The sequence below is a fragment of the Sphingomonas bacterium genome, assembly GCF_903642285.1.
In the GTDB taxonomy this organism is placed as follows: Bacteria; Pseudomonadota; Alphaproteobacteria; order Sphingomonadales; family Sphingomonadaceae; genus Sphingomonas.
Genome location: NZ_CAHJWJ010000029.1, coordinates 16,876 through 37,304, shown reverse-complemented (window position 1 = coordinate 37,304; position 20,429 = coordinate 16,876). Strand labels below are relative to the sequence as shown.

Annotated in this window: 19 protein-coding genes; 13 read left to right on the top strand and 6 right to left on the bottom strand. The window is 66.7% G+C overall.

Annotation, left to right across the window (positions count from 1 at the left end):
* The 4 genes from HUU99_RS13395 to HUU99_RS13380 form a co-directional block, all read left to right on the top strand.
* A partial coding sequence (locus tag HUU99_RS13395; protein ID WP_174287084.1) for an energy transducer TonB occupies positions 1 to 508 on the top strand: 508 nt, incomplete at its 5' end.
* A gap of 72 nt (positions 509 to 580) precedes the next feature.
* On the top strand, positions 581 to 1,357 hold the full coding sequence (locus HUU99_RS13390) for a MotA/TolQ/ExbB proton channel family protein (protein ID WP_174287083.1): 777 nt from the start codon (positions 581 to 583) through the stop codon (positions 1,355 to 1,357).
* Between the two features lie 108 nt (positions 1,358 to 1,465).
* On the top strand, positions 1,466 to 1,945 hold the full coding sequence (locus HUU99_RS13385) for an ExbD/TolR family protein (RefSeq protein WP_174287082.1): 480 nt from the start codon (positions 1,466 to 1,468) through the stop codon (positions 1,943 to 1,945).
* Positions 1,946 to 1,978: 33 nt separating this feature from the next.
* The gene (locus HUU99_RS13380) at positions 1,979 to 2,404 is read left to right on the top strand and encodes an ExbD/TolR family protein (protein WP_174287081.1); all 426 of its coding nucleotides are present in this window, start codon (positions 1,979 to 1,981) and stop codon (positions 2,402 to 2,404) included.
* A gap of 749 nt (positions 2,405 to 3,153) precedes the next feature.
* Here HUU99_RS13380 and dcd read toward each other — a convergent pair.
* The 4 genes from dcd to HUU99_RS13360 form a co-directional block, all read right to left on the bottom strand.
* Complete coding sequence (gene dcd / locus HUU99_RS13375; protein ID WP_174287080.1) at positions 3,154 to 3,708, bottom strand: dCTP deaminase; 555 nt, start codon at positions 3,706 to 3,708, stop codon at positions 3,154 to 3,156.
* Between the two features lie 42 nt (positions 3,709 to 3,750).
* Complete coding sequence (gene acs, locus HUU99_RS13370) at positions 3,751 to 5,679, bottom strand: acetate--CoA ligase (RefSeq protein WP_174287079.1); 1,929 nt, start codon at positions 5,677 to 5,679, stop codon at positions 3,751 to 3,753.
* Positions 5,676 to 7,700: a TonB-dependent receptor plug domain-containing protein gene (locus tag HUU99_RS13365; protein ID WP_254603203.1), complete on the bottom strand. Its 2,025-nt coding sequence runs from the start codon at positions 7,698 to 7,700 to the stop codon at positions 5,676 to 5,678. The genes acs and HUU99_RS13365 overlap by 4 nt, the downstream gene beginning before the upstream one ends.
* A 202-nt stretch (positions 7,701 to 7,902) precedes the next feature.
* On the bottom strand, positions 7,903 to 9,063 hold the full coding sequence (locus HUU99_RS13360) for an alpha-hydroxy-acid oxidizing protein (protein WP_174287077.1): 1,161 nt from the start codon (positions 9,061 to 9,063) through the stop codon (positions 7,903 to 7,905).
* A gap of 121 nt (positions 9,064 to 9,184) precedes the next feature.
* Between HUU99_RS13360 and HUU99_RS13355 the strand changes: the two genes are divergently transcribed.
* From HUU99_RS13355 to cyoD, 9 genes are all read left to right on the top strand, one after another.
* A complete protein-coding gene (locus tag HUU99_RS13355; RefSeq protein WP_174287076.1) occupies positions 9,185 to 9,940 on the top strand; it encodes a Crp/Fnr family transcriptional regulator in 756 nt (251 codons plus the stop codon).
* An 88-nt stretch (positions 9,941 to 10,028) separates the two neighbouring features.
* The gene (modA, locus tag HUU99_RS13350; RefSeq protein WP_174287075.1) at positions 10,029 to 10,823 is read left to right on the top strand and encodes a molybdate ABC transporter substrate-binding protein; all 795 of its coding nucleotides are present in this window, start codon (positions 10,029 to 10,031) and stop codon (positions 10,821 to 10,823) included.
* A gap of 18 nt (positions 10,824 to 10,841) precedes the next feature.
* The gene (modB, locus tag HUU99_RS13345; protein WP_174287074.1) at positions 10,842 to 11,525 is read left to right on the top strand and encodes a molybdate ABC transporter permease subunit; all 684 of its coding nucleotides are present in this window, start codon (positions 10,842 to 10,844) and stop codon (positions 11,523 to 11,525) included.
* A gap of 1 nt (position 11,526) precedes the next feature.
* Positions 11,527 to 12,318: a molybdenum ABC transporter ATP-binding protein gene (locus HUU99_RS13340; protein WP_174287073.1), complete on the top strand. Its 792-nt coding sequence runs from the start codon at positions 11,527 to 11,529 to the stop codon at positions 12,316 to 12,318.
* 97 nt (positions 12,319 to 12,415) lie between these two features.
* Positions 12,416 to 13,084: a spermidine synthase gene (locus HUU99_RS13335; RefSeq protein WP_174287072.1), complete on the top strand. Its 669-nt coding sequence runs from the start codon at positions 12,416 to 12,418 to the stop codon at positions 13,082 to 13,084.
* A gap of 37 nt (positions 13,085 to 13,121) precedes the next feature.
* On the top strand, positions 13,122 to 14,003 hold the full coding sequence (cyoA, locus tag HUU99_RS13330; protein WP_174287071.1) for a ubiquinol oxidase subunit II: 882 nt from the start codon (positions 13,122 to 13,124) through the stop codon (positions 14,001 to 14,003).
* Positions 14,000 to 16,012 (top strand): cytochrome o ubiquinol oxidase subunit I, encoded by a 2,013-nt coding sequence (gene cyoB / locus HUU99_RS13325; protein WP_174287070.1) that lies wholly within the window; start codon positions 14,000 to 14,002, stop codon positions 16,010 to 16,012. The genes cyoA and cyoB overlap by 4 nt, the downstream gene beginning before the upstream one ends.
* Positions 16,009 to 16,647 carry a cytochrome o ubiquinol oxidase subunit III gene (cyoC, locus tag HUU99_RS13320; protein WP_174287069.1) on the top strand — a complete coding sequence of 213 codons (639 nt, stop codon included), beginning with the start codon at positions 16,009 to 16,011 and terminating at the stop codon, positions 16,645 to 16,647. The genes cyoB and cyoC overlap by 4 nt, the downstream gene beginning before the upstream one ends.
* The gene (gene cyoD, locus HUU99_RS13315) at positions 16,647 to 17,042 is read left to right on the top strand and encodes a cytochrome o ubiquinol oxidase subunit IV (RefSeq protein WP_174287068.1); all 396 of its coding nucleotides are present in this window, start codon (positions 16,647 to 16,649) and stop codon (positions 17,040 to 17,042) included. Before cyoC ends, cyoD begins: the two co-directional genes overlap by 1 nt.
* 187 nt (positions 17,043 to 17,229) lie before the next feature.
* Here the strand turns inward: cyoD and HUU99_RS13310 are convergent, their stop codons facing one another.
* A complete protein-coding gene (locus HUU99_RS13310; RefSeq protein ID WP_174287067.1) occupies positions 17,230 to 18,516 on the bottom strand; it encodes a dicarboxylate/amino acid:cation symporter in 1,287 nt (428 codons plus the stop codon).
* A complete protein-coding gene (gene glgX / locus HUU99_RS13305; protein WP_174287066.1) occupies positions 18,513 to 20,324 on the bottom strand; it encodes a glycogen debranching protein GlgX in 1,812 nt (603 codons plus the stop codon). Before glgX ends, HUU99_RS13310 begins: the two co-directional genes overlap by 4 nt.
* Between the last annotated feature and the right edge of the window lie 105 nt (positions 20,325 to 20,429).

Here is a 20,429-nt window from a genome sequence, read left to right as displayed (position 1 = left end):
GCCGCCGCCGCCGGACGTCCCGCCGCCGCCGCCGCCGCCCGACCAGAAATTCACGCCCCCGCCGGTCGTGGTTCCGCCGCCGATCGTGCGCGCACCCGTGCCGTCGCCGGTCATCATCCAGTCGGTGCCGACGCCGCCGAAGGCGATCCAGTATGTTCCCGTGGCCGCCCCGCCGGCACCGGCAGCCCCGCCGGCACCGCCGACCGTCAGCAAGGCGGCGGGCGCGAAGGGCGATCCGTCGCAGTGGATCACGAACGACGACTATCCGCCCGACGCGCTGCGCGCCAACGAGGCGGGCGTCAGCGTGATCGCGTGGACGATCAACACCGCGGGCAAGGTCGAAGGGTGCCACACCACGCAGTCCAGCGGCTCGTCGTCGCTCGACAACGCGGCCTGCCGGGCGCTCAGCCGCCGCGGCCGGTACAGCCCGGCGACGGATTCCGGGGGCAATCCGATCGCGGTGACCCAGAGCAGGCGTGTGGTATGGAAGATACCGACCGACCGTTGATCCGAACGCTACCGGTTCAGCGTTTCATTTTCAGATGACCCAGCATCGAACATTCAGAGGGAATTACCGACCATGATCACGACCATTCTCGCTGCGGCCGGGACCGCGGCCGCCAAGGGTGACAATCCATACGGGCTCCAGCAGTCGCTGAAGGAAGGCGGGCTGATCTCGCAGACGGTCTTCACGATCCTCGTCATCTTCTCGATCGCATCGTTCTACATCCTGTTCTCGAAACTGTTCGAGCAGCAGAAGATCATGAACCAGGCCAAGCGCGTCCGTCAGGGCTTCTGGTCGGCGAATTCGCTTCGCGAAGGCTCGGCCAAGCTCGACAAGAACTCGGCCTACAAGCAGATCGTCGACGACGGCCTGGCCGCACAGGACCAGCACGCGAAGCTGACCGATCCGGTCGAGGCACATGACTGGCTGCACAATTCGCTTGCCCGTTCGGAGGGCGCGATCAATTCGAAGCTCGGCGGCGGTCTTGCCTTCCTCGCGACGGTCGGCTCGGTCGCGCCGTTCATCGGCCTGTTCGGCACCGTGATCGGCATCTACCGCGCGCTCGTGAAGATCGGTGCGTCGGGTTCGGGCTCGATCGACCAGGTCGCCGGTCCGGTCGGCGAGGCGCTCATCATGACCGCGCTCGGCCTCGTCGTCGCGGTGCCCGCGGTGCTGGCGTACAATTGGCTGCAGCGTCGCAACAAGTCGATCGCGGAGGACCTGTCGGCCTTCTCGAACGACGTGCTCGGCTTCCTGGCATCGGACGGCGCTGTTCGTCCGTCGATGGCGGTCGCCAAGCCCGCGCCGGTCGCCGCCAAGCCGGTCGGTGCGACGACTGCCCCGCGCGTCTGACCAACAGGATCATCCGGTATCGGCGCATCGGTGCCGATACCGGACGATACGGTTCCCGGCCTCTGTACCGGGGACTCGAAACACGGTAAGAAATAGGATCATTCGCATATGGCGATGGGCATTGCCGGTTCCACCGAAACCCCGATTTCGGATATCAACACGACGCCGCTCGTCGACGTCATGCTGGTGCTTCTCATAATCTTCCTGGTGACCGCGACCGTCGCCGTACAGGCTGTGAAGCTGAAGCTTCCGAACGTGCGCTTCGACCCGACCACCACCAAGCCCGAGAACGTCTCGCTGGCGATCACCAGCAAGCCGGACGGCACCTGTCTGGTCTATTGGGGCGTGTCCCCGGTGACCCACCAGGAACTGCTCGACCGGGCGGTCGCCAAGTTGAAGGCGGAGATCGCGCGGCAGGGCGGCGTCGGCAATCCCGATCTCGAACTGCCCGAAGCGCATATCCGCGGCGACGTGAACACGCCGTACAAGTGCATCGGCGGTGCGATCTACACGATGCAGCAGGCCGGTTTCGCCAAGGTCGGCTTCATTTCCGAACCGCCTCCGGGCGAAGGCGTGGTGCGTCTGTGACGCCCCGCCCCGTGACATCAGGAGTATAATGCTATGGCAATGAGCGGCGGCCGCGAAGATGGCGAGCCGATGATGGAAATGAACATGACGCCGTTGATCGACGTCCTGCTCGTGCTCCTCATCATGTTCATCATCACCATCCCGATCCAGACGCACGCGGTGAAGGTCGACCTTCCGTCCAATACGCAGAACAACCCGCCGCCGATCGATGCGCAGAAGAACAAGGTATCGATCGACGCCGCCGGCACCGTCGCGTGGAACGGCGTTCCGGTGGACGATATGACGCTGCGTCAGTATCTTGACCAGACGACGCAGATGAACCCGGAGCCGGAACTGCACTTCCAGCCCGATCCTAACGCGAAGTACGACGTCGTCGACCGGACCCTGGCGGTCATAAAGCGGTCTTCGGTGTCGAAGCTCGGCTTCATCGGCAACGAGCAGTATTTCAACGACTTCTGATCGGTGGCGGTTGGATTCGACCGGCCGGGGCGGCTCCTGCGGGGGCCGCCCTTTTTCGTCTGGGTGATGCACGACGCAAAAGCAGGACTGCCGGACGACCGCTTTCGCCCAATACCAGACGTTGCCTCTTTGAGGCTTTCGGGCATAAACCGCGCATGGGAACAATTTTCAAGCAAAATGGGATTGGGGACCGGCTGCTATTATGCGGCCTTTTTATCTTCCTAATCTTCTCAGAATACTTTACGCTTTTTCAAGACAAATTGATATTGTCGCTCTACATACTAGTGTTTGCTTTTGCTAATTGGTGGAGCGTTAGGCACGCGATAGGACTACGTCGCCGCCTTCGGGAGACGCTTGTTGTATCCATTATTCGGATCGGCGCGATATTGATCTTCATAGGCCTGACCTCGCTATTTTTCTTTCCTTCGGAAGAAGGGGGTTTTATCGGTGCGATACTCGTTGTGGGAATTTATCTCGGGCTACCAATAATCATATTATCGGTTGCGCTGGCACTGTTCCGGTTTCCTTTTAGACAGCGGACGAACGACAGCTAACCACCCAATTACAGACGTTCGGCCGGGCTCGCACTGATGGGCGAACCAATTAGCCGCTTATGCAAGCGTACCATTGCCGCTATGCCGAGTTGACCGTAGCGGAGCGACAGCGCCCGTCGCGACCGTCTCGCCGCCGGGCCCCAGCCTGCGCCAGGGGGATGAGGCTGGCCGTTCGCCTTCCCGCCTGTCGCACTCTTACAGCTTCGGCAACGTCACTCCGCGCTGACCCATATATTTCCCCGCGCGGTCCGCGTAGCTCACCTCGCACGGCTCGTTGCCTTGCAGGAACAGGAACTGGCACGCGCCTTCGTTGGCGTAGACCTTCGCCGGTAGCGGCGTGGTGTTGGAGAATTCGAGCGTGACGTGCCCCTCCCAGCCGGGCTCCAGCGGGGTGACATTCACGATGATCCCGCACCGCGCATAGGTCGATTTGCCGAGGCAGATGACCAGTATGTCGCGGGGTACGCGGAAATATTCGACAGTGCGGGCCAACGCGAAGCTGTTCGGGGGGATGATGCAGCAATCGGTCTTGCGATCGACGAAGCTGTTCGCGGCGAAATCCTTCGGGTCGACGATGACGCTGTCGATATTGGTGAAGATCTTGAACTCGTCCGCGACCCGCGCGTCATAGCCGTAGGAGGACAGGCCGTAGCTGATACAGCCGTCGCGCCGCTGGGCGTCGACAAAGGGTTCGATCATGCCGCGACTGAGCGCAGCCTCGCGGATCCAGCGGTCGGACAGGATGGACATGAATACCCCTTCGCCGGAATGCGCGGCCGGGGCAAGCGCCGGTCAGCGCGCCCGGTTCGCGACCAGATCGTCCACCACCGCGGGATCGGCAAGCGTCGAGGTGTCGCCGAGCGTCGAGACGTCGCCCTCCGCGATCTTGCGCAGGATGCGGCGCATGATCTTGCCAGACCGCGTCTTGGGCAGGCCGGGGGCGAACTGGATGACGTCGGGCGCGGCGATCGGGCCGATCTCGTTCCGCACCCACCCGATCAAGGTCCGGCGCAGGTCGTCCGACGCCTCCTGGCCTGCGTTCAGCGTGACATAGGCATAGATGCCCTGCCCCTTGATGTCGTGCGGGAAGCCGACGACGGCGGCCTCGGCGACATGTTCGTGCAGCACCAATGCGCTCTCGACCTCGGCGGTGCCCATGCGGTGGCCGGACACGTTGATGACATCGTCGATCCGCCCGGTGATCCAGTAATAGCCGTCGCCGTCGCGCCGCGCGCCGTCGCCGGTGAAATATTTGCCGGGGAAGGCGCGGAAATAGGTTTCGAAGAACCGTTCGGCATCGCCCCAAACGCCGCGCATCTGTCCCGGCCAACTCTTCGCGATCACCAGCGGCCCCTCCGCCGCGCCGTCCTGCACCACGCCGTCATTGTCGACGATCTGCGGGAACACGCCGGGCAGCGGCGTGGTCGCGGAGCCCGGCTTGAGCGGCGTCGCGCCGGGCAGGGGAGCGATCATGCCCGCGCCCGTCTCGGTCTGCCACCACATGTCGATGATCGGGCAGCGATCGCCGCCGACGACATGATGATACCAGCGCCATGCCTCGGGATTGATCGGCTCGCCCACCGAACCGAGCAGCCGAAGCGAGGCGCGGCTGGTACGCGCGACGGGCGCATCGCCCTCGCGCATCAGCGCGCGCAGCACGGTCGGCGCGGTGAACAGGGTGGCGACCTGGTGGCGGTCGATGACTTCCCAGATGCGGCTGGGTGTCGGCCAGTTGGGGACGCCCTCGTACATCAATGTCGTGCAGCCGTTGGAGAGCGGGCCGTAGACGATATAGCTGTGCCCGGTGACCCAGCCGACATCGGCCGCGCACCAGAAAATCTCGTCCGGGCGCGGATCGAAGCACCATGCGTGCGTCAGGTTCGCCCATAACAGATAGCCGCCGCTGGTGTGGACGACGCCTTTGGGTTTGCCGGTCGAGCCCGAGGTGTAGAGGATGAACAGCGGGTCCTCCGCGTTCATCGCGACCGCCGGACAGTCGTCGGCGACGTCGGCCTCGTGATACCAGATGTCGCGACCCTCGGTCATCGCCACTTCCGCGCCGGTCGCGCGGACGACGATCATGCGTTCGAGGACGGGGGCGAGCGCGGCGGCCTTGTCGGCATTCGCCTTCAGCGGCACGCGCTTGCCGCCGCGCCGGCCCTCGTCCGCGGTGACGAGGATCGTGGAGCCGCAATCGGTGATCCGCCCGGCGAGCGCGTCGGGGGAGAAGCCGGCGAACACCACCGAATGCACCGCACCGATCCGCGCACAGGCCAGCATCGCGATCGCCGCTTCGGGGATCATCGGCATGTAGAGCGTGACCCGCGTACCCTTGGTCGCACCGGCGTGCTTCAGGACATTGGCGAAGCGGCAGACCACGGCATGGAGTTCGCGGTAGGTGAGCGTGCGCGAAGCTTCGGACGGTTCGTCGGGTTCCCAGACGATCGCGGTCTGACCGCCGCGTTCGGCCAGATGCCGGTCGAGGCAATTCGCGGCCACGTTCAGCGTACCGTCGGCGAACCAGCGGACGCGGAAGTCGGCTTCGGCGAAGCTGCTGTCATCGGCGACGCTCGGCGGCTGCGTCCAGTCGAGTCGCGTCGCCACGTCCAGCCAGAAGCGGGTCGGCGTCTGTTCCGCCGCAGCATAGAGCGCAGCATAATCGTCCGCATCGATCCCGGTCTCCGCTGCCCATGCCGGCACCGGCACCATCTCGCCGCTCATCGCACTCTCCCGAATCGCACGCCGATCCATAGCGTACGCGGGGTGCCCAGGTCGATGGAGCCCCCCGAATTGCGCGTGACCACGGTTGCATCGAACAGGTTTTCGGCGCGCGCCACGATCGATACGCCGTGGCCGACCGGGACACCCGCGACCGCATCGAACACCGTTGCGGGCGGAAGGATCGCGGTCTGCAGATCGTCCTCATATTGCGCGCCGACATAGCGCAGCGTGCCCGACAGCGACGGCCCATTTGCGGGGGCCCAGGCCAGCGTCGCGCCGGCGGCGTGGCGGGGGCTCTGCGCGGGGGCGAGGCCATCCAATTGCGACTGGAGGCCGGTCGCCCGCACGTGGCTGTCGTCGAAGGCGTAGGAGCCGGTCAGCGATACCGCGCCGCGACGGAGGTCGACCGACGCCTCGATCCCCTTCGCGACGATCGCGTCGACATTCTGGCGCTGGCGCAGATTGGTACCGATCGTGACGTTGGCGACCGCGTCCTCCAATCGGTTGTAGAAGCCGGTCAGCGACAGCGACAGCCAGCGGGCCGGTTGGAGATCGACGCCGCCCTCGACACCCTTCAGCCGCTCCAGCTTCAGGTCCGCATTCGCCTGCGTGGTGATCGGGAAGACGACGAACGGCCGGTACAGCTCGTTCAGCGTCGGCACGCGGAAGCCGGTATAGGCGGCAGCGCGCAGATCGATCGCGGAGGCGGCATGGAGCAATGCGCCGACGCGCCCGGTACCGATCGTGCCGTCGCGGTCGGGATAGGCGCTGGTGATCGTCGGCGTGCCGGTCGCCGTCGTCTGGCGGAAGAAGCCGTCATCGATCGTCCACCGGTCCACTCGGCCGCCGCCGGTCAGCACCAGTCGGCCGATCGTCCAGTCGTCCTCGGCGAACGCGCCCGTCGTGCTCGTCTCGCCGCCCGCGGTCCGCCGCGCTGTGATCGCACCGGCGGCACCATAGGCGTCCTCGTACAGCGTGCCGTCGGCGCGGCGTGCGTCGATGCCGATGCGCAGGACATGGTCGGGACCGACCGGGGGGCGAAGCTCGAGCTTGCCGCCGATGCCGGTCGAAGGAGTGTGGCGCTGGTCCAAGGTCAACTGGAACGTCGTCGCGCTGACGACCTTGTTGGCGAAATCGCGGGCCTGGACATAGGCGAGCGCATCGACCTGCCAGTCGCCGCGGTGGATCAGGCGGATGCTGGCGTCCTCAGCGTCCGACGACGAGGTCGCGCCGGCGAAGCGCAGGACGCGGTCGTCGCGCAGGATCGTGCCGCTCGCCTGCAATTCGGTCTGCGCATCGATCGGCGCGACCGCACGGAAGCCGGTGGTCCAGTCGCGGTACGCGGCCGGGACGGTGGCGGCGACGCGCTCGTCGACGGGGGTGGTCTGGAAGCCGTCCGACCGTTCGTATCGCCCGAACAGCGAGACATAGCCCGCGCCGATGTCGGGCGAGACGGTCGCGGCGATCTGTTGCGAATTATAGCTGCCATAGGCCGCCTCGCCGCTGACGAGCGGCAGGTCGGCGCGGCCAGCGCTGACGAATTCGATCGTCCCGGCGACCGCGCCCGCGCCGAACGCGCCGGTGCCGCCGCCGCGGGTGACGCGGACCGCGGACAGGCGTTCGGGCGACAGCGCGTTGAACGGGATATAGCCGAAGAACGGGTCCGCGATCGGTATGCCGTCGAGCAACACGAGCGTCCGGCTGGTCGCGTTCCCGCCGAGCGAGCGGAGCGTGATCCCCTGCGCCGACGGGTTGGCCGATCGGCTGTCCGATCGGCGGAACTGCGCGAGGCCGGCGACGTCGGACAGCACGTCCTCGACCCGGCCCGATGCATCGCCCGTGAGCCGGTCGCGGCCGATGATCGTCGTGCCGTAGGCGGGGGTGCCGGGGGGGAGGTCCAGCCCGCGGCCGAGGACGACGATGTCGGGTATGGCGGCGGGGTCCGCGGGGGTGGTTTGCGCGGTTCCTGCGGTCGGTAGCGCAGCGGCGAGCAATGCGAGGGGAAGGAGCGGGCGGTTCACCGGTGGCGCATGGCCTTTGGGGTAGCGGGGGGCAAGGGGTGGCAAAGGTAGGGAATGCGTTGCAATCATTACCCTCCCCGGCGAAGGCCGGGGCACCGGCGCGAAGGTCGTGGAGACGAAGCGGGACCCCTTGATCGCATCCCGCAACCGGGCCCCGGCCTTCGCCGGGAAGGGGAAGATAAGGAACGGTGAGGCTCACCTCCTAAACCCGCATCACGCCCGCTGCCCGTACATCCGCGATCGTCGGCCAGCCGTTCACCGCCATCAGCAGATCCGCCTCCGCGAGGATGCAGCGAAGCACGTGTGCCGCGCCCTCCGCACCGCCGAGCGCGAGGCCGTAGCAATAGGGCCGCCCGATCCCGACCGCACGCGCGCCCATCGCCAGCGCCTTCACGACATCGGTGCCCGATCGAACGCCCGAGTCGAACAGCACCGGCACCTCGCCGGCAGCCGCGACGACGCCCGCCAGCATGTCGATCGCGGCGATTCCGCCATTCGCCTGCCGACCGCCATGGTTCGAACAATAGATCGCGTCGACGCCGGCATCCGCGGCGCGGCGCGCGTCGTCCGGGTGGCAGATTCCCTTCAGCACCAGCGGCAACGTGGTGAGCGAGCGAAACCAGGCGATGTCGTCCCAGGTGAGCACCCTGCCGAAGATCGACCCCCATGCGCCGATCGCGGCGCGCAGATCGTCGCGCGGCGGTTTGGCGAGCAGTTTCCGGAAGACCGGATCGCTGAAATAATTCTCCAGCACATGGCCGCGCAATTGCGGGAAATTGGCGGTGTTCAGATCGCGCGGTCGCCAACCGGTCACCCAGGTGTCGAGCGTCACGACGATCGCCTCATACCCCGCCGCCTCGGCGCGCGATATCAGACTGGCGGCGACGTCCGGATCGCGCGGGGTGTAGAGCTGGAACCAGCCGGGGGTGTCGCCCTTCGCCTTCGCGACCGCTTCCAGCGGATCGTTCGACAGCGTGGAGGCGGTCAGCGGCACGCCGGTCATTGCCGAGGCGCGCGCCGCGGCGATGTCGCCGTGCCCGTCCTGCGTGCACATCCCGGTCACGCCGATCGGTGCCATGAAGATCGGGCTCGGCAGCGTGCGGCCGAACAACGCGATCGACAGGTCGCGGCGCGTGGTGTCGACCAGCATCCGCGGCACCATGCCCCAATGACCGAAGGCGGAGACGTTGCGATCCTGCGTCGTCTCATCGCCGCACCCGCCCTGGACATATGTCAGGAGCGAGGGCGGCATCGCCGCCATCGCCCGCCGCTCCAGCGTCGCCGAGTCGACCGGGATATTCGGCACCACCCCCGACAGCCCCGCGGCGTAGATCGCGGTCTGGTAATCGCCGTATTGCGCCATGGCACCTCTCCTGGCCGAGGCTTGCCACCGTGGATGCGGGATTGTCGAGCCCGCGTTTGCCCCCGTGTGCGGCCCCGTGTGCGGCATTGTCCCCGGCGCAACCGCGTGGCAGACTGAATGAATGAACTATGTCGAACATATCAGCCTGGGTGGAGGCGCGCTGCTGAATCGCCTGGGACGCTATCTGGACCTCACCGACGACGAGCGTGCCGCGGTCGAGGCGATGCAGGCCCCGTCGCGGCGACTCGCCCCGGGCGATACGTTGATGCAGGAGGGCGGCCAGAACGACGCGATGTATGTCGTCGAACATGGCTGGCTGCATTCGTCGGCGCTGTTGGCGATGGGCGGGCGGCAGATCGTGCGGTTCCATTATGCCGGCGACCTGATGGGCGTGTCGAGCATCGCCTGGTCGCAATCCGCGACGACGCTGACCGCGATCGTCGACTGCACCGTGGCGGAGGTGCCCAAGGTCGCACTCGGACACCTGTTCGCGACCGAACGGCGGCTGGGCGGTCTGCTGTACGCGATCGCGGCGGCGGAAAGCGTCGCGATGGCGGACCGGCTGACGTCGGTCGGGCGGATGAACGCGATCGACCGGGTGACGACGTTGCTGCTCGACATGGTCGCACGACTGCGCGTGACCGCCGGTGGGATCGTCGACTCGTTCGAGATGCCGCTGACGCAGGCGGATATCGGCGATGCGACCGGGCTGACCAAGGTGCACGTCAACCGTACGCTGCGCGAAATGGAACGGCGCGGGATGATCGCGCGCATGGGCAAGCGCGTGCGGCTGCTCGACGAAGCCGCGCTGATCGCCGCCACCGGTTTCGTCGATCGCTATTCGGTCGTCGCGACCGACTGGCTGCCGCGCAGCTGAGTTCAGGCAAATAAAGACGCCGGCGCGGTTGCCGGTTCGTGCCGCCCTCGATATTCGGTCGGATATAGCGCTTTTCGGGGATATTGCGATGACAGTTACGACGCGCCGGGCGATCCTCGGCTGGCTGATGGCGATCGCCGCGACGCTGATGCCGGCGGCGACACCGGCTGCAGCGCAGCCGCAGCCGCCGCTGACGGTGTTCGCCGCAGCATCGCTGACCAATGCGCTGACCGAAATCGGCAAGGCATACACCGCGAAGACCGGTCGGCCGGTGCGTTTCTCGTTCGCGTCCAGTGGCGTGATCGCGCGGCAGATCGAAGCGGGGGCGAAGGCGGACCTGTTCTTTTCCGCCGACACCGAATGGATGGACTATGTCCAGACGCGCGGGCTGATCGATCCTTCGACCAGGCGCGATCTGCTGCGTGGTCGCCTCGCGCTGATCGCTTCCGCGGCAAGCACCGTTCGGCTGACGATCAAACCCGGTTTCGCGCTCGCCGCCGCGCTTGGTCCCAAAGGTCGGCTGTCGACGGGCGATCCCGATTCGGTGCCCGCGGGGCGTTATGCGCGCGCGGCACTGACCAACCTCGGGGTCTGGCCGACGGTCGCCGATCGGCTGGTGCGCGCCGATAACGTCCGGACCGCGCTGACCTATGTCGCGCATGGCGAGGCACCGCTCGGCATCGTCTATGAAACCGACGCCGCGATCGAACCCGGGGTGCGGATCGTCGGCTTCTTCCCCGAAGCGAGCCATGCGCCGATCGTCTATCCGGTCGCGATCACGAAGTCGGCGGTACCGGGGTCGGCGGACTTCTACCGCTTCGCTACCGGACCGGCGGCGCGGGCGATCTATGCGAAATACAGGTTCCGGCCGATTGGCCGATAGAACGCCGTCGATCCTGCGATGACGCCCGACATCTGGGAGGCGCTGCGGCTGAGCCTGATCGTGGCGGGTCGCGCGACGGCCTGGGGGTTGGTGGCCGCGCTGGCCTTTGCATGGCTGCTTGCGCGGTACCGGTTTCCCGGGCGGACGTTGCTCGACGCGCTGCTCCACGCGCCGCTGATCCTGCCGCCGGTGGTCGTCGGATTCGTGCTGCTCCTGCTCTTCGGCACGCACGGGCCGATCGGCGGGTGGCTCGATCGGCATTTCGGGTATCGGCTGGTGTTTACCTCCGCCGGCGCGTCGCTGGCGGCGGGCGTCTGCGCCTTCCCGCTGATGCTGCGCGCGGTGCGCCTCGCGATCGAGGGCGTCGACCCGAAACTCGAAGAGGCGGCGCGCAGCCTCGGCGCGGGGCCGATCGACCGCGCGTGCACGATCACGCTGCCGATCGCGCTGCCCGGGCTGATCGCCGGCGCGGTCGTCGGTTTCGCCGCCGCGCTCGGCGAGTTCGGCGCGGTCATCACCTTCGCCGCGAACATCCCCGGCGAAACGCAGACGCTGCCGCTCGCCATCTATGCCGCGCTGCAGGTTCCGGGGGGCGAGGCGATCGCGATGCGGCTGTCGCTGGTATCCTTCGCCGCCGCGCTGGTCGCGTTGCTGCTGTCGGAAGTCCTGCTGCGCGCTGGCAAGCGCGCGGCGGGGCGGTAGGATGCTGTCGGTCGCTGTCCGCTCGACGTTGGGGCGGTTCGATCTCGATGTCGCGTTCGAGGGGCCGGCGGACGGGATCACCGTATTGTTCGGGCCGTCCGGCGCGGGCAAATCCGCGACGCTGGCCGCCATCGCCGGCGTGTCGCGACCAACGCGCGCGCGCATCGTGCTGGGCGACCTGGTGTTGACGGATACCGCGATCCGGGTCGTCGTGCCCGCGGAGCGACGGCGGATCGGGATCGTCCACCAGGAGGCACGGCTGTTCCCGCACATGCCCGTGCGCCGCAACCTGCTCTATGGCTGGCGGCGGACGCGGGCGGAGAAGCGGATCGGGTTCGACGAGATGGTGGACGTGCTCGCGATCCGGCATTTGCTCGACCGACGCCCGCACGATCTTTCGGGGGGCGAGCGGCAGCGGGTCGCGATCGGTCGCGCCATGCTGAGCCAGCCCGATCTGCTGCTGCTCGACGAACCCGTCTCCGCGCTGGATTCGGATCGGCGCGGCGCGGTGCTGGCGTTCGTGCAGGATCTGAAGCGCCGCTTCGCGCTGCCTATGGTCTATGTCACGCATAGCGCGGACGAGGCGCGGTTGCTGGGCGATGTCGTCGTTCGGCTCGAGAATGGCCGGGTGACGGGTGTCGGCCCGGCCGGCGCGATGCTGCCGACGCGATCGCTGACCGGCGTGGTGGTCGCGCAGGACGGCGCGACGACGCGGGTATTGCTGGACGGGCGCGAGGTGGTGTTGCCGCGGATCGATGCGGCGGTGGGGGCGAGCGTGCGATTGGGGTGGTAGGGCGAGCGTCGAGCCTTGCACTGCCCTTTCCGACGGCAGGGCGGGGCGGGGGGAACGGGTGGTTTCGTCCTGCCGCAAACCCGCCTAACACCCCCGGATGATCCCCCGCATCCTCCTCGATACCGCGCAAGTCCCGGGTGGCGCGACGCTGCGTCTGTTCCAGCATGGCCGGGATTTCGCGATCATGCTGGGGATGAGCGACCTGATGAACAGCCGGATGAGCGGGTCGGAGGAGGCGCTGGCGACGATCGGCTGTGCGTCGCTCGTTACGCACCCCCGGCCGCGGGTGCTGGTCGGCGGACTCGGCATGGGCTTCACGCTTCGCGCGCTGCTCGGGGTCCTTCGCGCGGATGCGGAGATCGTCGTTGCCGAGATCGTACCGGCGATCGTCGCCTGGGCGCGTGGACCGATGGCGTCGCTGTTCGGCGATAGTCTCGACGATCCGCGCGTGCGCGTCCGGATCGGCGATGTGGCCGACGCCATCCAGGTCGGCGGTTGGGATGCGATCCTGCTCGACGTCGACAACGGCCCCGACGGGCTCGCCATGCCCGGTAACGACCGGTTATACGGCGTGGCCGGCATCGCCCGTGCCCGCGCCGCACTGGCGCCCGACGGCGTGCTCGCGATCTGGTCCGCCGCGCCCGACAAGGCGTTCGCGAACAGGTTGCGCGGGGCGGGACTGGGCGTCGTCGAGCATCGGGTGCGCGCGCGGTCGAACGGCAAGGGGCCGCGGCACGTCATTTGGACCGCGACCCGCGCGACCTGATGGAACCAGTTCGTTCCAGGGACGCTCCGCCTGCGGAATGATCAGCAATGCCCCTCCCGGTCGCGTGCGGTGCGCGACGGTGTCCGCCGCCACTTTGGGGCTGGGTGGCTGCGTGCCGGGTATCCTTACTCCCGCGGGCCCGGTCGCGGCGGGCGAGCGGCTGATCCTGTTCGATTCGCTCGCGATCATGCTGGCGATCATCATTCCCGTCATCTGTCTCACCATCGCCTTCGCGTGGTGGTTCCGCGCCGGCAACGACAAGGCGAAACGGCTTCCCGACTTCGCCTATTCGGGCCGGCTGGAACTGCTGGTTTGGTCGATCCCCGCGCTGGTCGTCATGTTCCTCGGCGGCGTCGCCTGGGTCGGCAGCCACGAGCTCGATCCGCCGAAGCCGCTCCGCTCGATGAACAGGGCGATCGATGTCGACGTCGTCGCGCTCGATTGGAAATGGCTGTTCATCTATCCCGACCTGGGCATCGCGAGCGTCAATCGACTGGTCATACCGGCCGGCACCCCGGTCAGTTTCCGAATCACGTCCGCGACCGTCATGAACAGCTTCCTGGTGCCGCAACTCGGCAGCCAGATTTACGCGATGTCCGGCATGACGACCCGCCTGAACCTGATGGCGGATCATCCCGGTCGCTATCTCGGGCGGTCGGTCCATTACAGCGGCAAGGGGTTCCCCGACATGCGGTTCGTCGTCCATTCGGTGACGCCGACGCAGTTCGGGGCATGGGTCGCCGGCACGAGGACCGCGGGACCGGTGCTCGACGAGCCCGGCTTCGTCGCGCTCGACCGGGACAGCGTCGACGTGAAACCCTATACCTACCGCAGCGTCGCGCCGAAGCTGTTCGAGGCGGTGGTGCGCAATTCGGGCACGTTGTCGACGAAGACTGCGGTCGACGGGAGGTTGCAATGACCTTTTTCGGCAAGCTCGGCTGGAACGCGATCCCGCTAAACGAGCCGATCCCGATGGTCGCGTCGGGAGTCGTCGCGCTCGTTATCTGCGGCGTATTGTTCTGGGTTTGGCGGGCGGGGCATTTTCCCTATCTCTGGCGCGAATATATCACGTCGGTCGATCACAAGAAGATCGGCATCATGTATTGCGTGCTCGCCCTCGTCATGCTGCTGCGCGGCTTCTCCGATGCGCTGCTGATGCGGTCGCAACAGGCGATCGCGATGGGAAACAACGGCTATCTGCCGCCCGATCATTACGATCAGGTCTTTTCCGCGCACGGCACGATCATGATCTTCTTCGTGGCTATGCCGTTCATGATCGGGCTGATGAACTTTGCCGTGCCGCTGCAGCTGGGCATTCGCGACGTGGCGTTCCCGACGCTCAACTCGGTCAGCTTCTGGCTCACCGCATCGGGCGCGTTGCTGGTCAACATCAGCCTGGTGGTCGGCGAGTTCGCGAAGACCGGGTGGGTCGTCTACCCGCCGCTCAGCGAGCTGCGGTTCTCGCCGGGCGTCGGTGTCGATTATTATCTGTGGGCGTTGCAGATATCGGGCGTCGGCACCTTGTTGTCTGGCGTCAACCTCGTGACCACGATCTTGAAGATGCGGGCACCGGGCATGGGCTATACCCGGATGCCGATGTTCTGCTGGACGTCGCTGGCGACCAATCTGCTGATCGTCGCGGCCTTTCCCATCCTGACCGCGACGCTGGCGATGCTGACGCTCGACCGGTATCTGGGCTTCCACTTCTTCACCAACGAAGCCGGTGGCAACCAGATGATGTTCGTGAACCTTATCTGGGCCTGGGGGCATCCCGAAGTCTATATCCTGATCCTGCCGGCGTTCGGCATCTTCAGCGAAGTCATCGCGACCTTTTCGGGCAAGCCGCTGTTCGGATACCGGTCGATGATCATGGCGACGATGGCGATCTGCATCCTCGCCTTCATGGTCTGGCTGCACCATTTCTTCACGATGGGGGCGGGCGCGGACGTCAACGGGTTCTTCGGTGTCACGACGATGGTCATCGCGGTGCCGACGGGCGTGAAGGTCTTCAACTGGCTGTTCACGATGTACGGCGGGCGGATCCGCTTCACCTCGCCCATGCTGTGGGCGGTCGGGTTCATGGTGACGTTCGTGATCGGCGGGATGACGGGCGTGCTGCTGGCGGTGCCGCCGGCGGATTTCGTGCTGCACAATTCGCTGTTCCTGGTGGCGCATTTCCACAACGTCATCATCGGCGGCGTGCTGTTCGGCGGTTTCGCGGGCTACACCTACTGGTTCCCCAAGGCGTTCGGGTTCAGGCTGGACGAACGCTGGGGCAAGGCGGCTTTCTGGTTCTGGATCACCGGCTTCTACGTGGCGTTCATGCCGCTCTACGTGCTGGGGCTCGAGGGGATGACCCGGCGGATGCAGCATTACGACGTGCCCGGCTGGCAGCCCTGGCTGCTGGTCGCGGGCGTCGGCGCGCTGCTGATCGCGGCCGGCATCGGCTGCCAGATCATCCAGCTATACGTCAGCATCCGCGATCGTGCGCAGCTGATCGACCGGACCGGCGATCCGTGGGACGGCCGGACGCTCGAATGGGGCACGACATCGCCGCCGCCGCCGTTCAACTACGCGGTGCTTCCCGACGTGCGCGGTGAAGAAGCCTATTGGCGCGTGAAATCCGCTGCGCGCGAGGACCGCAAGCTCAGCGATTTGCCCGATTATGCGGACATCCATATGCCCCACAATTCGCCGACCGGCTTCGTCAGCGCCTTCTTTGCGACGATCACGGGGTTCGCGCTGATCTGGCACATCTGGTGGCTGGTCATTCTCGGTCTGCTCGGCGCATGGGCGACGTTCGTCGTCTTCGCCTGGCGCGACGAAGCCGAATACGAGGTCCGTGCCGCCGATCTGGAACGCGCCGATCGCGACCGTCGCCGTGCGAAGGCGCAAATGCTGGATATTGCCGAAGAGGCGGTCGCATGACCGCGGCGGCGAAGCGAACCGCCGATCCGCACCAGTTCGGCCGCGGCCAAACCCCGATCAGCGAACAGGGGCCGGCACCGAAGCTGATCGTGGTGTCCTACGGGTTCTGGATCTTCCTGCTGTCCGACTTCATCATGTTCTCCGCCTTCTTCGCGGGATATGCGGTGCTCGTCGGCAATACCGCGGGCGGGCCCGGCGGGCGCGAGCTGTTCGAGCTGCCGACGGTTGCTGTGGAAACCACGCTGCTCCTCGCCAGCAGCTTTGCGTGCGGCATGGCGGGTATTGCGATGGCGGCGAGGAACAGGTGGTGGTTCCAGATCGCGATGGCGACGACCGCGGTGTTCGGTGCCGGCTTCCTCGGCCTGGAAATCCATGAATTCACCGGTCTGATCGCGCGCGGCGCAGGCCCCGATCGAAGCGCCTTCCTGTCTGCCTTCTTCGCGCTCGTCGGCTGTCACGGGCTGCACGTCACGATCGGTATGCTGTGGCTGACGACGATGATGGCACAGGTTCAGGCCAAAGGTTTCCAGGACGCCATCGTCCGCCGGATATTGTGCTTCAGCCTGTTCTGGCACGCGCTGGACATTATCTGGATCGCGGTATTCACGATCGTCTATCTGATGGGAGCGGGATGATGAATCGTCCGGTCGATGCTGATACCGAAGTCGCCGATTCCGCCCCCGGGCAGGAAACCGGCGGGGGCGAATTGCTGTCGGGCATTCGCGGTTATGTCGTGGGGCTGGTCGTGGCGGCGCTGCTGACGGGCGCGAGCTTCTACGTCGCGGGCAGCGGGCTGATCTACGGACCCGGCATCCCGGTCGCGCTGATGGCGCTGGCGATAGGCCAGATGGGGGTGCATCTGGTGTTCTTCCTCCACATTACGACAGGGTCGGACAATACCAATAACGTCCTGGCGCTGGCATTCGGCGTGCTGATCGTCGCACTGGTGATGGTCGGATCGCTGTGGATCATGGCGCATCTGAACCATAACCTGATGTCACCCGAGATGATGCAGCGGATGCAGCATTAGGGGCGCGGCCCTGGCAGGGCCGACTAAGCCGCCAGCGCCACCCGCCCCCGGTCGCGCGCCCGTCCTCGATCACGATCCGCGTCGTCCGCGCATTCGTGACGACATGCAGGTTCGGGCGCGCCGTCACCGGGCGCGGATACGCCTCCGCCGCCCTTTCGCCGTCGCTTTGCCGGTGCGGCGCGTATTCTTACCGCGAACCGGCCAGCGTCGCATCCAGCCTTGCGCGGTCCAGCCGTCCCTCCCAGCGCGCCACCACGATCGCGGCGACCGCGTTGCCGATGAAGTTGGTGAGACTGCGGCATTCGCTCATGAACCGGTCGACGCCCAGGATCAGCGCCATGCCGGCAACCGGTACCGACGGTACGATCGACAGCGTCGCGGCCAGCGTGATGAACCCGGCACCCGTCACCCCCGCCGCACCCTTGGACGACAGCATCGCGACCGCCATCAGCGCCAATTGATTGCCGAACGACAGATGCACGCCGCAGGCCTGTGCGATGAACAAGGCCGCCAGCGTCATATAGATGTTGGTGCCGTCGAGGTTGAACGAATAGCCGGTCGGCACGACCAGGCCTACGACCGCGCGGTCGCATCCCGCAGCCTCCAGCTTGGTCATGAGGTTGGGCAAGGCGGCCTCGGAGGACGAGGTGCCGAGCACCAGCAGCAGTTCGGCCTTCAGATACGCGATCAGCTTCAGGATCGAAAAGCCGTGCAGCCGGGCGATGATACCAAGGACAACGACGACGAACAGGATCGACGTCGCATAGAAGGTCGCGACCAGCCCGCCCAGCTGCACCAGGCTGCCCGCGCCATATTGGCCGACGGTGAAGGCGATCGCGCCGAACGCGCCGATCGGTGCGACCCGCATCAGGATGCCCACGATGCGGAAGACGATCAGCGTCAGCCGCTCGATCAGATCGAACACCGGCCGCGCAGGCTCTCCGACCAGCGACAGGGAGATGCCGAACAGGATCGCGACGAACAGCGTCTGGAGGATCGACCCTTCGGTCAGGGCGGACACCATCGTCGTCGGGATGATCGCCATCAGGAATCCGACCAGCGTCGTCTCGTGCGCCTGATGCGCATAATCCGCGACCGCACCGGCGTTGAGCGTTGCCGGGTCGATCCCCATTCCCGCGCCCGGCCGCACGACGTTCGCCACCGCCAGCCCGACGAAGAGCGCGATCGTCGACACGACGAGGAAATAACCCAGCGCCTTCGCCGCCACCCGCCCGACCGCGCCCAGTTCGCGCATGCCCGCGATCCCGCCGACGACCGTCAGGAAGATGACCGGCGCGATCACCATCTTCACCAGCTTGATGAAGCCGTCGCCGAGCGGCTTGAGCGCCTTGCCGGTATCGGGCCAGACATGGCCGATGATCGCGCCGAGCACGATCGCGACGACGACCTGGAGATACAGATGCTGCCACCATCTGGGCGGACGAACGGGGGCGGTTGCGGTCGGCGGGATCACGGGCGGCTCTCCAATATCGTTGCCCGCGCCATCGTCACGCGGCGCTGGGGTCGGTCGATTCGCAGGATCACCGTTTCCGCGCCGTCGGGCAAGCGCAGTTCGAAACCCTGAGCGCCGGCCCAGCGATCGGGCGTCATCGCCTGTCCGTCCAGCCCGCGCCAGTCGGCATCGGCGAGCCAGCCGGATTGCGCCATCGGCGAGCATGCGCGGAAATCGGCGAGCGCGGCGGCGAAATCCTCCAGCGCCACGTCGCGGTTCGTCCAGTCGGTCCAGCTGATCGCGTTGTCCTGCGCATAAGCGTTGTTGTTGCCGGCCTGCGTTCGACCGAATTCGTCGCCGGCGGTCAGCATGATCGTGCCCTTGGAGGCGAACAGGGTCGCCAACAGCGCGCGCCGGTCGGCGTCGCGGCGGGCGAGAACCGCGGGGTCGTCGGTTGCACCTTCCACATCGTAATTCCAGGATAGGTTGTTGCCGTGCCCGTCACGATTGTCCTCGCCATTGGCGTCGTTGTGACGGTGTCGATAGGCGACGATGTCGGCCAGGGTGAAGCCGTCATGCGCGGCGATGAAATTGACCGCCCGGGTGCGTGTGCCGCCGAAGATGTCCGGCGATCCGGCGATCCGCGTCGCCAGCGTCCCGGCATCGCCGTCGCCGCGCCAGAAGCGGCGGACATCGTCGCGGTAGCGGTCGTTCCATTCGAGCCAGGTGTCGGGAAAAGCGCCGAGCTGGTAGCCGCCGGGGCCGATATCCCATGGCTCGGCGATCATGATCCGGGTCGACAGCAAAGGATCGGTGGCGATCTCCGCGAAGATCGGCGCGCGGGGGTCGAAGCCGGGGCTGCGCGCTATTACGGGCGCGAGGTCGAAGCGGAACCCGTCGACGCCCATCGCGGCGAAGTGGAGCAGCGACGCCAGCGTCAGCGCGCGAACGTGGTCTTGCGCGAAATCGAGCATATTGCCGGTGCCGGTATGGTTGACGAGCATGCCGTCCGGCGTTCGCGCGTAGCTCGCGTCGTCCAGCCCGCGCAGCGACAGCGTCGGGCCGGACGCATCGCTCTCGCCGGTATGGTTGAACACGAGATCGAGGATCACGCCGATCCCCGCCGCCCGGAGCGCGGCCACCGTCTCGCGCAACTCGGCGACGCCGCCGGGCGCGAGGCCGGGGTCGATCGCCATAGGCACGACGGGGTTGTAGCCCCAGGCGTTGGTGAGCCCGAGCGGGGCAAGATGCCGCTCGTCGATCCAAGCGACGATCGGCATCAATTCGATGGCCGCGACGCGCAGTTTTTTCAGATGAGCGATGATCGCCGGATGCGCGAGCGCGCGGATCGTGCCGCGTTGCTCCGGCGGTACATAGGGGTGCCGCATCGTGAAGCCGCGGACGTTGAGTTCGTAGATCAGCCCGCCAGCGGTGAAGAGCGGTTGGGGCGGGTCGATTGGGGGCAGCGGCGCGGGAACGATCGCCTTGGGAACGAGCGCCGCGGTGTCCGCGCCATGTTGCGACAGGCGCGGGTCGTAGGCGAAGCGGCGGTCGAGTTCGGTCGCATAGGGATCGACGAGGAGTTTGCTGGGGTCGAAGCAGTGGGCGGGGCCGTCGGCGCGGTAGCCGTAACGGGCGCCGGGCGGGGCGTTTGCCATTGCCGACCAGGTTTCGCCGGTACGGGTCATCGGAATGCGCGTTTCTTGGACTCCGTCGAAGAGGCACAGGGTGACATTGGTGGCAAGGGGGGAGCGGACCGAGAAGCGGGTACCATGATCGGTCGCGTACGCCCCGAATTCCGCCCCGGGACGGGGAGGGGGACCGCGCATCGCAGATGCGGGGTGGAGGGGGGGCGCGGCCGGCGACCCGCTTGCGGCCCGCCCCCTCCACCACGCCGCTTCGCGTCGCGGTTCCCCTCCCCGTGCCGGGGAGGA

Bases quoted from the DNA above. Each gene is read 5' to 3' on its own strand.
- HUU99_RS13390 (WP_174287083.1), top strand. From the start codon at position 581: ATGATCACGACCATTCTCGCTGCGGCCGGGACCGCGGCCGCCAAGGGT.
- HUU99_RS13385 (WP_174287082.1), top strand. From the start codon at position 1,466: ATGGCGATGGGCATTGCCGGTTCCACCGAAACCCCGATTTCGGATATC.
- HUU99_RS13380 (WP_174287081.1), top strand. From the start codon at position 1,979: ATGGCAATGAGCGGCGGCCGCGAAGATGGCGAGCCGATGATGGAAATG.
- dcd (WP_174287080.1), bottom strand. From the start codon at position 3,708: ATGTCCATCCTGTCCGACCGCTGGATCCGCGAGGCTGCGCTCAGTCGC.
- acs (WP_174287079.1), bottom strand. From the start codon at position 5,679: ATGAGCGGCGAGATGGTGCCGGTGCCGGCATGGGCAGCGGAGACCGGG.
- HUU99_RS13360 (WP_174287077.1), bottom strand. From the start codon at position 9,063: ATGGCGCAATACGGCGATTACCAGACCGCGATCTACGCCGCGGGGCTG.
- HUU99_RS13355 (WP_174287076.1), top strand. From the start codon at position 9,185: ATGAACTATGTCGAACATATCAGCCTGGGTGGAGGCGCGCTGCTGAAT.
- modA (WP_174287075.1), top strand. From the start codon at position 10,029: ATGACAGTTACGACGCGCCGGGCGATCCTCGGCTGGCTGATGGCGATC.
- modB (WP_174287074.1), top strand. From the start codon at position 10,842: ATGACGCCCGACATCTGGGAGGCGCTGCGGCTGAGCCTGATCGTGGCG.
- HUU99_RS13340 (WP_174287073.1), top strand. From the start codon at position 11,527: ATGCTGTCGGTCGCTGTCCGCTCGACGTTGGGGCGGTTCGATCTCGAT.
- HUU99_RS13335 (WP_174287072.1), top strand. From the start codon at position 12,416: ATGATCCCCCGCATCCTCCTCGATACCGCGCAAGTCCCGGGTGGCGCG.
- cyoA (WP_174287071.1), top strand. From the start codon at position 13,122: ATGATCAGCAATGCCCCTCCCGGTCGCGTGCGGTGCGCGACGGTGTCC.
- cyoB (WP_174287070.1), top strand. From the start codon at position 14,000: ATGACCTTTTTCGGCAAGCTCGGCTGGAACGCGATCCCGCTAAACGAG.
- cyoC (WP_174287069.1), top strand. From the start codon at position 16,009: ATGACCGCGGCGGCGAAGCGAACCGCCGATCCGCACCAGTTCGGCCGC.
- cyoD (WP_174287068.1), top strand. From the start codon at position 16,647: ATGAATCGTCCGGTCGATGCTGATACCGAAGTCGCCGATTCCGCCCCC.
- glgX (WP_174287066.1), bottom strand. From the start codon at position 20,324: ATGCGCGGTCCCCCTCCCCGTCCCGGGGCGGAATTCGGGGCGTACGCG.